Below are 11047 nucleotides of genomic sequence, written 5' to 3'. Positions count from 1 at the left end.
CGAATCAGCTCAGCGAGAAGAGATCGGCCGCGTTGCGATAGCAGACCTGCCTCAACCAATCGTCACCGAGGTCGAGACGCTCCAGGGCTTCGATGGCGTGGCCGTAGCCGTAGGGGATGTTGGGGAAATCGCTGCCGAACAGAATGCGCTCACCGTACTCACGCACGCGGCCGTACTCGGTGACGGGGAACGGCGCGTCCGCCTCGCTGAAATCCGTCCACACCATCGTGGTGTCGAGGTAGACGCCGTCGTGCCGTTCCGCCAAGTCGAGGAACTGCGCGTACTCGGGGGTGCCCATGTGCGCGACGATCAGCCGCAGGCGCGGAAAGCGTCGCAGCAGTTCGGCGATCGGCTCTGGGCCGGTGAACCGGCCGGGAGCGGGACCGGAACCGCAGTGGATCAGCGCGGGGACCCCGGCGTCCTCGAGCAGTCCCCAGACCGGCGACAGCAGCGGGTCGCCGGGCGGGAAATCGCCGACCTGAATGTGCACCTTGAAGACTCGCGCGCCGCGTTCGAGCGCGGTGCCGACGTAGTCCGCCGCGCCGGGCTCGGGATAGAAGGTGGCGGTGTGCAGGCACTCGGGGGTGCGGGCGGCGAATTCGGCGGTCCAGTCGTTCAACCACGCGGCCATCTCCGGCTTGTGCGGGTACACCAGCGACGTGAACGCGCGAACACCGAAGTCGCGCAGCGTCTTCAGTCGCACCTGCTCGTCTTCGCGATAGGCGATCGGCCAGCTGCGGCCGGTCAGCGGACCCACCGAATCGAAGTACGACCAGACCTTGCTCAGCACCCGTTCCGGCATGAAATGGGTGTGCACGTCGATGATTCCGGGCAGGTCGAGTCGCGCGCGGAAGTCGGCGAGGTAAGCGTTGTCGTCGTCGATCACCGGAGGTCCTTCGTCGGGCGGGGTGAAGCGGGCAGTGCTCGCGTCATGCGCGGCTCTCCCGAGGGGGATAGAGGTTCTTCGCGAAATCGCCGACGCGCGCGATGAGCCGCTCGAAGAACAGCTCGGGATCGGTGCCGACGACGATGTCCGCGTTGGGTTCGCGCCCCCACATGCCCGCCCAGTCGGCCACCGTCGTCGCCCGCGTCAAGGTGCCGGTCAGCTCGACGTCGACGGTCGCCGGCCTGGTGCGGGCCAGGGACGGGTCGAGGGCCACCGCCGCGGCGAACGGGTCGTGCATGTGCGCGAGATAGCCCTGGTCGTAGGCGCGATGGAACTCGAAATAGAACCGCACGGCGTCGGACACATGGCGCACAACGGGATTCGACGCCGCCGAGCGGGTGCCAGGCACGTCGTCCTCCGACACCGTCTCCGCCGGGTGGCTGAGCGCGCGCTCGGCGAGCAGCGCCAGGTGCTTCGGATACATCTCGACGGTCTCGGTGATGTCGAGGGCGCACACCACCGGTCGGCGGTCCGGCGGGGCGGCGGAGAAGGCGTCGAACACCTCCTTGGCCGACTCGGGATCGACGTGCACGTTCCACTCGTTGGTCGGCGTGGTGTTGCCCGGATGGTTGAACGCGCCGCCCATGATGACCAACCGGCGCAGCAGCCGCGGCAGTTCGGGTTCGATGCGCAGCGCCAGCGCGAGATTGGTGAGCGGACCGGTGCACAGGCCGACGATCTCGCCGGGATGTTCGCGGGCCAGCGCCACCCACATCTGCGCGGCCGTGCGGTCGGAACACGCGCGTCGGGTCGCAGGCAGCTCGGCGTAGCCGACGCCCTGCGGGCCGTGGGTGTCCTCGGTGGTGCGCAAGGGGATGGCGAGCGGTTCGGCCGCGCCGAGGGCGACCTCCATCTCCGGCGCCCGGCATACATCCAGCCACGCAAGATTGTTCGCGGCGACCTGGGCGGCGGACACATTGCCCGCGGTCGCCGCGATACCGAGGATTTGGGCCTCGGGGGAGGCCAGCAGGTACAGCAGGGCCAGCGAATCGTCGATTCCGGTATCGACGTCCACGATCATCTTCTGCCGCACGATTCGACAGTAATCGACGCCGCCGGGTGCGGTTCGTCCAGTGTCCGACGCATGGCCGGAGGGGCGCCGCGACGCTCGGGCAAACGTACTGATTGTACGTACGTCTAGAACATCCGTCTGAGACGTGCGGTAGCCTGGTCCGCATGGGAAACCGTGAAGACCTTTTGGCCGGAGCCCGCAAGGCGATCATGGAGCGCGGCGCCGCCAAGACCACCGCCCGCGACATCGCGAACGCGGCCGGGGTCAGCCTGGCCGCCATCGGCTACCACTTCGGTTCCAAGGACCGGTTGATCACCGAGGCGCTGGCCGAAGCCCTCGGCACCGGCATCGGCGACAGCATGGGTGAGCTGATCGCGGCGACCGAGGGGCGTCCGATGTCCGAAGCGTTCGCCTCGATGATCGATGGACTGCCCGCGGTGTTCGCCGCCAATCGCGAAGGCATGCTGGCCAGCATGGAGAATCTGCTGCGCATGGCCCGCTCGCCGGAATCGCGGCGGTTCATGTCCGAGAGCCTCCCGCAGGCGACCGCCGACCTCGCCACCACCCTGCGCGAAACCCACCCGCACTTGACCGAGCGGCAGGCCGAAGCGATCGGCGAACTCTACTTCGCGCTCACCCAGGGTCTTTCGGTGCTCTGGTTGATCAGCCCCGACGGCGCGCTACCGAACGGCGCCACCCTGTCGACCGCCCTCGCGGCGCTGGCCGACGCGCCCGAAACCGCCATGTGAACCCGCTAGATCGAGAAATGGATTCGACGGGGAGCCAGGTGGTTGCACGCCGCGCAAGGATGCCACGGGCGCCGCATTCGTGGGTAATTCTTGCCGCCGGGGCCGTCACTCCTCGTGAGTCAACGGACCCGCGGGGATCTCGCGCAGCTTGCGGACCGACACCACCGCGATGGCCAGTGCGGCGATACCGGCGATGCCCGCGGTGATGTGCACTCCGTGCAGGAATGCTTCGCGCGCCGCCGCGAGCACGGATTCGCCGAGGGCCGTCGGCACCTGGGTCGACACGTGCACCGCCGCGCCCAAGGTATCGCGGACGGATCCGGAGTCCGCCTCGGAGAGCCCGGCGGGTAGCGAGGACGACAGGTCGCCGCGGTAGATCGCGATGCTGATGCTGCCCAGGATCGAAATGCCCAGCGCACCGCCGAATTCCGCGCCGGTTTCGGAGACGCCCGAGGCGGCGCCCGCCTGCTCGGGCGGTGCGGCGCCGACGACGAGTTCGGTGGTGATGCCGAAGACCGGCGCCAATCCCAGCGCGGAGATCACCGAAGCCGAGAGCGCCAGACCGTAGCCGCCGGACGCGCTGAGCTGCGTCATCATCAGCAGCCCGACACCGGCCACGGCCAGTCCGCCGCCGATCAGGTAGGCGGGCCGCACCAGTTGAACCAGCCGTGGCGCCAGCTGAGATCCGACGATGAACCCGATACCCGAGGGCGCCATCGCCAGACCGGCTGCCAGCGGTGACATCGCGAGCACCAGTTGGAAGTACTGCGCGACGAACAGGAAGTAACCGAACGCGACGAAGATGCCGACGATGTTGATCAGCAGCGCGACGCGGAACCGGCTCAACCGGAACAGACGCAGATCCAACATCGGATCGGCGCGGGTGAGCTGACGCCGCACGAACAGCACGCCGAGCGCCGCGCCACCGATCAGGCCCGCGAGCGCCGCCGCGCCGACACCGTCCTGGGCGATCTTCTTCATGCCGAACACCACCGCGATCATGGTGCCCACGCACAGCGCGGCGCTGATCGGATCGAGCCGCCCCGCCTCGGGGTCGCGGAACTCGGGAAGCACCTTCGGGCCGAGCGCAAGCAGCAGCACCATCACCGGCACCGCGAGCAGGAACACCGATCCCCACCAGAAGTTCTCCAGCAGCACGCCACCGAAGATCGGCCCGACCGCGCCGCCCGCCGAGAACGCGCCGACCCACACGCCCACCGCCACCGAACGCTGCCGCGGATCGCGAAACATGTTTAAGATCAACGACAGTGTGGACGGCGCGAGCGTGGCTCCCGCGATGCCGAGCAGCGCCCGGCAGACGATCAGCGCCTCGGCGGTGGGCGCGAACGCCGCGACCACGGAGACCACCGCGAACGACGCCGCGCCGATCATCAACATGCGGCGCCGGCCGATCCGGTCGCCGAGGGTGCCCATGGTGATCAGCAGACCGGCCACCATGAAGCCGTAGACGTCGATGATCCAGAGCAGCTGCGAGCTGGTCGGATGCAGGTCGGCGCTGATCATCGGCACCGCGAGGTGCAGCACCGTCAGGTCCATCGCGTAGACGAGGCAGGCGAGCGCGAGCACCAGCAGGCCCACCCACTCGGTCCGTCCGGCGAACGCGGGCGCCTCGCTGTGCACGCTCTCGTCGACGATGTCCACGGTGCGGGTTCCTTCCGGCGTGCCGAGGTCGCTAGCTGTCATGTCTGTGCAGACGACGGGTGAACTCACATTTCATCGCCCGCGCCCGGTCGAGCGCAAAGGGTTTTTCGTGGTCCGTCGGGGGCGCGTCGACGCCCGCTACCGCTGGGCCGTGTGGACGGCGATCTATTCGGTGGCGCGCGGTGGCGCCCGAGTCCTACAGTTCGGTGCGTTGGCAATCCGAAGGGGATAGTTAGGCTTGACCTGCTTCTTTTCTCGATATGTAACCAGGAATACACCAACGTTTCCGGGCCAGACGTCCAATCAGTTGAACGGCCTGGCGGTCGTCCGTCGCAGGTTCGTGCCCTCGGCGGGGCACATCGAAGATGGGAACGCGGGTGACCTGGGGATCTGCTCTGGCCAGCTGGTTACAGAGGCGGATTTCGCGCTTGGTTGAGGCGGATTCGCGTCGTGTGTGTCAGAGCGGCTTGATGCGCCCAAGGTCTGGGTGGTTTCACCGCCGCCCAGGCAGTGGTGCTCATGCGACTTCAGCTCCTCGGACAGGTGACGCGGCGAAGGGGTCGATGCCTGCGCCGACCCGCGTGTTGTGGGCAGCGAACGCGGTGTAGGACCGGTAGACGACGAGCATCGCCAGTCCCCAGGTGAATAGTGCGAGGGTATAGAAGAGGGTGTGGTTGGTGTCGTCGCCGGGGATCTGCCAGAAGTCGTAGATCGAGGCGATGGCCACGTTCAAAGCGGTAGCGGCGGCCACAGCCCCGGCGTGGGCGCGCTCGCCGATCTCCCAGAGCCTCCAGGCGAAGTAGCACAGGAAGCCGGAGGTCGCGAGCGCGGTGATCAGGAAGAACACCTTCCCAGGCGTGCCGATCTCCTGCGCATATTCCGAGAGAAAGAACCCGAGAATGGCGGCGAGGGCGAAAACGCCCACTTCGAGCCTGGCCGTCGGCTTGTACCCATGGGTGACGACCAGCAATCCGAGGACCAGGATCAGCGTGAACCCGATCGAGCGCGAGAACGCGTCCAGGAAGAAGGCGATGTGGAACATCGGGGAATCGGGACCGGCCATCGTCAACCCATAGATCAGGAAATTGATTCCCGACATGCCCATGATGATCCATTCAAGGCCGATCAAATAGTTGTGATGTCCTCGAATGAATTTCACGCCGCAGATGAGTCCGATGGCGAGCATCCAGATGTCTGCCGCCGCGAAGAGTACCTCGCGCATTCGTCGCGCCTCCTTGAATGTGACCGTGATCTCGTGCGGCTTCCACAGTGGCGGGCTTGCAGGGACGCCCACAACGGCGACGTGCAACCACATGTCGCGGCGGCTGCAACACATTGCACCACGAATCCATGTGGCATCGAATTGACCTATGAGCGGCGACGAGCAGGTCGGCAGCAGCGATGCTGATAAGTGCTGATCGACACACTTGCGGACCGAACGGCGGAGCCTTCATCTGCGACCCGACAACTTTTGAGCCCAACACTCCCCACGACCGCACCCGCTTCCGAACACACCGCTGAGCTGGTGCGCGCCATCCGGGAAACCGCGGGGCCCTACACACCGAGCAGGGAGCCGCCCTGCACCTGACAGGTGAGACCGTGATCGGTATCGACGTGGCCCGCAAGCTCTCCGATGCGTTGGTGCCCTTCTTGCTCGTGCTGTTCGGCCTGGCGATGGACTACCAGATATTCCTCCTGTCCCGAATGCGGGAGACCTACGTCAGCGGCAAGAACACGGCGCTGGAAGCAGTGCGCATCGGATACGCGGGCAGCGCCCGCGTCATCACCGCCGCGGCGGTGATCATGATCGCGGTCTTCGCCGGATTCCTGTTCAGCCACGACACGATGATCGGGCCGATCGGCTTCGCCATGGGCATCGGCGTGCTGTTCGACGCACTCGTCGTCCGCATGACACTCACCCCGGCAGACATGGCCCTGCTCGGCCGCCACGCATGGTGGCTACCTGCTCCACTCGAACGCCTGATGCCCCGCGTCGATATCGAAGGCGAAACCCTCCTCGAACCAGCTGCGCCGAATCCGAGCCGAAGGACGGCCGCGCTGCAGCAGCCAGGCCGGCATCGGGGCGCGATCGGACACTCGGCGACCGAGGTGTGCAACGTGCACCAGTCTCAGGTGCATCCGTGGGCACTACGCCGTGGTGGACACACGCCGCTGCAAGCAGAGTGGCAATACGCCGGCGGCCCCGAACCGCGGGTATCCCAGCAATCCGCGTCGGAGACGGAACTCCGTGGTGAACAACAACATCCGACCCCATAGCTCTGGGTGAGTCCATTCAGTCAAGACGAAGGTGAAACCATGGCATCGACGGCAGACAGTCAGTCACGGCTCTTGCGTAAGGTATCGCGGTCGACGGATGTGCGGGAAATCTTGCAGATCGTGGCAGAGGACGGGGCGGTGATCATCGGCGAATTCTTGTCGACCGATCAGGTCCGCCGGTTCAACGCCGAACTCGACCCTGCACTGGGAGAGGTTTCGGCGGGATCGCAGCATTGGAATCCGATCATGCAGGAGTTCCACGGCGCCAACACCAAACGCATGACAGGCCTGGTGGCGCAGAGCCCGACATTTCGCAGCGAGATCCTCGACGATGATCTCCTGCATGCCCTGGGCGAGGGAACATTCCGCGATCATCTGGGGGACTGGTGGCTCTCGACCGGGCAGGTCATTCAGATCGGCCCCGGCAACCGGGCCCAGTTCCTGCATCGCGACAACGAGAACTATCCCGCCTTCGCCGCCATGGGCAAGTACGCACCCGAGGTAAGCGCCAATCTCCTTGTCGCGCTGACCGATTTCACCGACGCCAATGGCGCGACCCGAGTGCTACCGGGAACTCATCTGGCCGACGACTTCGGTATGCGCGGAGATCCTGAGGAAACCGTCGCGGCCGAGATGAGCGCCGGTGACGCGTTGTACTTCTCCGGAAAGGTCTTGCACGGGGGCGGCGCGAACCAGACCCACGACCAGTGCCGACGGGCAGTCAGCATCGCCGTTCAGGCATCGTTTCTGACTCCAGAGGAGGCACACGCGCTGCTGATCGACCGAGACACAGTCCGCGGACTCTCCGTGCGGGTGCAGAAACTACTCGGGTTCCGCTCGCAGTACCCCGTGGGATCACCGGGCCTGTGGACAGCCGATGCCCACGAGATCGCTGATCGCCTGAGCCTCTGACACACCACGCTCGACGGGCCGCCATGGCAGTGCCAAAAGTGCCAGCGCGGCCCACCACAGCTCAACGAATCAGGAACCACCACATGCCTACTCACGACACCACCAACTTTCAGCCGACTCTCATCCGCGCCGTCGTCCTCGACGACGACGGCAAGATCACGCTCAGGGACGTCGATCTGGCGCCCCCGGGTCCCGGCGAAGTGCAGGTCCGGATCGTCGCGGCTGGGGTCTGTCACTCCGACCTGCACGTCACCGCTGGCGCATGGCAGGTGCCACAGCCGGTTGTCCTGGGGCACGAAGGCTCAGGGATCGTGACCGCGGTCGGTGATGGGGTCGATGACCTCGAGATCGGCGACCACGTCGTGCTGTCGTGGGTGCCCGGCTGCGGGCACTGCCGCACCTGCCGCGCCGGACGACCCGCGCAGTGCGCGCTGGTGGCGACTATCGTCGCGCCCGGCGGGGTGCTCTACGACGGCACGACCCGCTTGTCGGACGCGACCGGCCCCATCCACCACTATCTCGGAGTGTCCTCGTTCGCCGAGGAAGTAGTGGTCCCGGCGTCCGGCGCGATCAAGATTCGCGACGACGCCCCACTCGATGACGTCGCGATCATCGGCTGCGCCATCGCTACCGGTGTCGGTGCGGTCCGCAACACCGCGGCGGTCCGTCCGGAGTCCACCGTCGCCGTGATCGGCTGCGGCGGAGTCGGTCTGGCGTGCATCCAGGGTGCGCGACTCGCGGGAGCAACCCGCATCGTCGCGGTCGACATCGTGGCCGACAAGCTCGAACTGGCCGTCACGCTCGGAGCGACCGACACCGTCGATGCCGCCGCGGTGCCCGACGTGGTCGCCGCGCTCCGTTCGGCCGTACCCGACGGCTACGACTACGTGTTCGACGCGATCGGCAAGATCCGCACCACCGAGCAGGCCATCGCCGCACTCGGGCTCGGCGGCGCGGCCGTGATCGTCGGCCTTCCCGCCCAAGGCGAATACGCGACCTTCGATCCACTCGCGCTCGCCGAAGCCGACCAGCGCATCCTCGGCTGCAATTACGGCTCGTCCATCCCGCACCGAGACATCCCGGAACTGGTGGACGAGATGATGGCAGGCCGCCTCGATCTAGCCTCGATGATCTCCGCCCGTCGGCCGTTGTCGGAAGCCGCCGACGCCCTCGCCGACCTGTCCGCCGGCCACGCCCTGCGCCAACTCCTGCTCCCTGGCCAGGACGCCGTCGAAGGCTGAGGGACTACAACAGCACCCACCTATGGGAGTGGAGTGTGCAGCGTGCACCGCCTCGCCTAGGAAGACGGTGCACCTCCTCGTAGCCGGTGATATCGACCTGCCCGAAAACTGGCAGACGCTGCGCCACCACGAACCACCGGGGGAATGCGAAGGAGCGCCATCATGTTCGACAACCTGTTTCGGAGTGGGCAAGGTGACATCCCGGATATGCCGATTCCGCGACTCGGATCTGAACTCGAGCGGTTCGAGGAATTCGCCGTCGACTGTGTCGACCCGACACCGATACCAGCGAGCGAGGACTGGGTGCTGATCAGATCCGCATCATGATGGACGCCAACTTCGCCGAGCCGCCGGTCGCTGCCGCCGCATCGACCCACGTTGATGGACAGCGAATTGCCGGTCCTTCTCGCTGTCATGGGCAAATCCGGTCCAGACGGCCCGTGCCTGAGCCTCGCCGAGATCCGCACGCTGATCATCGACAGACGCCTCCCGGCACGCGTCACGGCGCGCCTGAATTCTGGGGGCGAGCGGTAGATGCCGTCGATGGCGCGAAGCATGGCAGGCGGGCGTGCGGACAGCTTCCCAGCCGGGACCCGTCCACCCGAGACCGAAACGTGGGCATTGCACAGGCCCGCCGTTGCCGACAATCGCCACAGCGGGGGAGTTGAGGCCGTCGTGGCGGTTCTCGGAGAGTCGGGTGCAATCGAGCCACCAATGGTGAACAGTGCACCCATGGAGGAACTGTGGCCCACGCCGAGCGAGCGGGTGTGTGCGCTGATGCGCGGCGTTGCCGAACGAATCCTGCCCACCACCGAGGAGCTCGTCGACGAAGTCTTCTCCGCCTCCCAGCTCAGAACCCAATACCAGTTCGTCGTCGAGGACCCGGTGCTCGCCGCCGGGGACCGGCGCATGCACAAGACGTATCTCATCCACTGGCTCACGGCGACCATCCAGAACCCTGGCCGGCGCGTTCCGCCGTGCGAGGATCCAGAGACTCTGAATTTCGCCCGTGACCTCGTGCGGCGAGGGCTGGACACCAGCGATCTGGGATCGTGGCGTGCCGGCCAGCGGATCTCGTGGAAACGGTGGACCGACGAGTGTTTCGCCGCGACCAGTGATCACGAACTGCTGCGTGAGACCTTGAAGGTATCGGGGTATTCGATCATCACCTTCGTCGATGACTCGATGGCCGCTCTGGCCGAATATGTCGAAGCCGAACGCACCGACCTCGCCCGCAGCGCCCACGCCGAACGGCACGCCACCGCGCAGCTGTTGATCGAAGGCGCCCCGATCAGTCGTGCGCGCGCTGAGGCGCGCCTGGGCTATGCCCTCACCGGCACCCATGTGGCCGCCATCGTCTGGGTGGACTCCACCGAACGCTCCGAGGTGCTCGAGGCGGCGGCCGAGCACGTGATGCGGGCCTGCGGCGCCAGTCGGCGTTTGACGTTGGTGGCGAGCACGAATGCGCTCTGGTTGTGGATTCCCACCGATCAGGTCCCACCGACGTCGATGCTGCAACCGAAGCTGAAAGCACTGTCCGGTGTACGGGTGGCGTTGGGCCGACCCGGACGTGACATCGAGGGCTTTCGCCGCACCCACCTGGATGCGGCCACCGCACAGCGAGTCCTGGCACGGCTGGGTTCGGCGCGCCAGGTCGTACGCTACGAAGACATCCAGCTCATCGCGGCCCTGTCTGCCGACATGGCCCAAGGCGAACAGTTCGTCACCGACACCCTCGGCGAATTCGCGACCGCCGACACCGTGCTGCGGGATACAGCCCTGACCTATGTGCAAGAGCGCTTCAACGCCACCAGCACGGCCGAGCGCCTGTTCACCCACCGCAATACCATCGAGCGCCGACTGGCCCGCGTCGACCGGCTGTTGCCGAAACCACTGGTCGACAACGCCACCAGTGTGGTCGCCGCACTGATGTATCTGCAGCTGCGCGACGACCGTTGACCATGTTGCCGCCGCCACCGGCACCGGCCGTGATGGCTGAACTCGTGAAATTCTGACATGCGCCCAGCCTGGCGCGTCGGCCACGCCGCCGTGCACCTTGATCCATCGCCGATGCGACACCGCACCACCCTCGCGCGGCCTACTCCGCTGAGCGGCGGCCGACGACTCGGTCATGACGGTCCCGGCTCCCAGTTCCGTCCGGTGAGACCCACCACGCACCCACCAACGGTGTGCACTGTGCACCTGTCCAGGTCTCAGGTGGGGGCACGGCGCTGTAGTTGGCGACGCA

Annotated in this window: 9 protein-coding genes; 5 read left to right on the top strand and 4 right to left on the bottom strand. The window is 66.5% G+C overall.

The window, feature by feature from the left end:
• Nucleotides 1-4: 4 nt before the first annotated feature.
• Together T333_RS28050 and T333_RS28045 are read right to left on the bottom strand one after the other, a co-directional pair.
• Nucleotides 5-886 carry an amidohydrolase family protein gene (locus T333_RS28050; RefSeq protein WP_496426366.1) on the bottom strand — a complete coding sequence of 294 codons (882 nt, stop codon included), beginning with the start codon at nt 884-886 and terminating at the stop codon, nt 5-7.
• A gap of 43 nt (nt 887-929) precedes the next feature.
• Nucleotides 930-1967, bottom strand: coding sequence for a nucleoside hydrolase (locus T333_RS28045; RefSeq protein ID WP_496426407.1), 1038 nt, complete (start codon nt 1965-1967; stop codon nt 930-932).
• Nucleotides 1968-2122: 155 nt separating this feature from the next.
• Here T333_RS28045 and T333_RS28040 point away from each other — a divergent pair, with 155 nt between their 5' ends.
• On the top strand, nt 2123-2707 hold the full coding sequence (locus T333_RS28040; RefSeq protein ID WP_496426365.1) for a TetR/AcrR family transcriptional regulator: 585 nt from the start codon (nt 2123-2125) through the stop codon (nt 2705-2707).
• A 105-nt stretch (nt 2708-2812) separates the two neighbouring features.
• Here the strand turns inward: T333_RS28040 and T333_RS28035 are convergent, their stop codons facing one another.
• Both T333_RS28035 and T333_RS28030 read right to left on the bottom strand, forming a co-directional pair.
• On the bottom strand, nt 2813-4411 hold the full coding sequence (locus T333_RS28035) for an MFS transporter (RefSeq protein WP_496426364.1): 1599 nt from the start codon (nt 4409-4411) through the stop codon (nt 2813-2815).
• 475 nt (nt 4412-4886) lie between these two features.
• A complete protein-coding gene (locus tag T333_RS28030; protein WP_496426363.1) occupies nt 4887-5591 on the bottom strand; it encodes a transporter in 705 nt (234 codons plus the stop codon).
• Nucleotides 5592-5968: 377 nt separating this feature from the next.
• On the opposite strand from T333_RS28030, the gene T333_RS28025 reads away from it, so the two are divergent.
• The 4 genes from T333_RS28025 (at nt 5969) to T333_RS28010 (ending at nt 10758) form a co-directional block, all read left to right on the top strand.
• The gene (locus T333_RS28025) at nt 5969-6646 is read left to right on the top strand and encodes an MMPL family transporter (RefSeq protein WP_496426362.1); all 678 of its coding nucleotides are present in this window, start codon (nt 5969-5971) and stop codon (nt 6644-6646) included.
• 39 nt (nt 6647-6685) lie between these two features.
• Nucleotides 6686-7558 carry a phytanoyl-CoA dioxygenase family protein gene (locus tag T333_RS28020; RefSeq protein WP_496426361.1) on the top strand — a complete coding sequence of 291 codons (873 nt, stop codon included), beginning with the start codon at nt 6686-6688 and terminating at the stop codon, nt 7556-7558.
• A gap of 83 nt (nt 7559-7641) precedes the next feature.
• Nucleotides 7642-8799, top strand: a complete 1158-nt coding sequence (locus tag T333_RS28015) for an alcohol dehydrogenase catalytic domain-containing protein (protein WP_496426360.1) — start codon at nt 7642-7644, stop codon at nt 8797-8799.
• A gap of 732 nt (nt 8800-9531) precedes the next feature.
• The gene (locus T333_RS28010) at nt 9532-10758 is read left to right on the top strand and encodes a PucR family transcriptional regulator (protein WP_496426406.1); all 1227 of its coding nucleotides are present in this window, start codon (nt 9532-9534) and stop codon (nt 10756-10758) included.
• Nucleotides 10759-11047 lie beyond the last annotated feature (289 nt).

The sequence above is a fragment of the Nocardia sp. CNS-044 genome (genome assembly GCF_059570515.1).
The sequence above is the reverse complement of the archived record's forward strand: the minus strand, read 5'-3'. Positions and strand labels throughout refer to the sequence as shown.